This is a genomic window from Paenibacillus sp. J31R122 (genome assembly GCF_056269185.1).
Genome location: NZ_JBWDNM010000045.1, coordinates 1 through 1,465, shown reverse-complemented (window position 1 = coordinate 1,465; position 1,465 = coordinate 1). Strand labels below are relative to the sequence as shown.

2 tRNA genes and 2 rRNA genes are annotated in these 1,465 nt (G+C 52.4%); all 4 read right to left on the bottom strand.

From position 1 onward, the window contains the following. Positions 1-512: ribosomal RNA gene (locus AC0YN7_RS29660) — 23S ribosomal RNA — on the bottom strand; the annotation flags it as partial. A gap of 129 nt (positions 513-641) precedes the next feature. Beyond that, positions 642-717: transfer RNA gene (locus AC0YN7_RS29655), tRNA-Ala, on the bottom strand. Between the two features lie 32 nt (positions 718-749). Then, positions 750-826, bottom strand: a tRNA-Ile gene (locus tag AC0YN7_RS29650). A 116-nt stretch (positions 827-942) separates the two neighbouring features. After that, a 16S ribosomal RNA gene (locus AC0YN7_RS29645) occupies positions 943-1,465 on the bottom strand; the annotation flags it as partial.

The window sequence follows — 1,465 nt, the reverse complement described above, 5'->3', positions numbered from 1 at the left end:
ACGGTACTGCTTCACTATCGGTCACTAGGGAGTATTTAGCCTTGGCAGATGGTCCTGCCGGATTCCGACGGGGTTTCTCGTGTCCCGCCGTACTCAGGATCCGTCTCGGAGGGTGTTTGCTTTCGGTTACAGGGCTTTTACCTGCTCTGGCGGGCCTTTCCAGACCTCTTCGCCTACCAAACACCTTTGTAACTCCATGTGAGACGTCCTACAACCCCAAGGAGCAAGCTCCTTGGTTTGGGCTAATCCGCGTTCGCTCGCCGCTACTGACGGAATCACTTTTGTTTTCTCTTCCTCAGGGTACTTAGATGTTTCAGTTCCCCTGGTATGCCTCTTTTCAACCTATGTATTCAGTTGAAAGTAACTGTCCATTACGACAGCTGGGTTTCCCCATTCGGAAATCCTCGGATCAATGCCTGCTTACGGCTCCCCGGGGCGGTATCGTTGTTCGCCACGTCCTTCTTCGGCTCCTAGTGCCTAGGCATCCTCCGTGCGCTCTTACTAGCTTAACCTAAGTTCCGATTGATTCGGCTTGCTTGCGCAATCTCGAAACAACCTTCACTGTTAAAAACTAATCCCAGCTAAAGGATATTTCAGCAATTCTTCTTTCGTTATCCAGTTTTCAAGGTACAAATTTACTTTGGTGGAGCCAAGCGGGATCGAACCGCTGACCTCCTGCTTGCAAGGCAGGCGCTCTCCCAGCTGAGCTATGGCCCCATAAATGGGTACCGACTTCTCAGAGTCGATAATGGTGGGCCTTAGTGGACTCGAACCACCGACCTCACCCTTATCAGGGGTGCGCTCTAACCAGCTGAGCTAAAGGCCCTTGAGTTAATCTCTTGGACTTCCGTTGAAAGACGATTAATCTTTCAAAACTGACAACGAGTATGCGATAAACTGCCATGTTTATCCGAACCTCATCGGGTTCGGGTATTTCCTTAGAAAGGAGGTGATCCAGCCGCACCTTCCGATACGGCTACCTTGTTACGACTTCACCCCAATCATCTACCCCACCTTCGACGGCTAGCTCCCTTGCGGGTTACCCCACCGGCTTCGGGTGTTGTAAACTCTCGTGGTGTGACGGGCGGTGTGTACAAGACCCGGGAACGTATTCACCGCGGCATGCTGATCCGCGATTACTAGCAATTCCGACTTCATGCAGGCGAGTTGCAGCCTGCAATCCGAACTGAGACCGACTTTGATAGGATTGGCTCCACCTCGCGGTTTCGCTTCCCGTTGTATCGGCCATTGTAGTACGTGTGTAGCCCAGGTCATAAGGGGCATGATGATTTGACGTCATCCCCACCTTCCTCCGGTTTGTCACCGGCAGTCATCCTAGAGTGCCCACCATAATGTGCTGGCAACTAAGATCAAGGGTTGCGCTCGTTGCGGGACTTAACCCAACATCTCACGACACGAGCTGACGACAACCATGCACCACCTGTCTCAACTTTCCCCGAAGGGC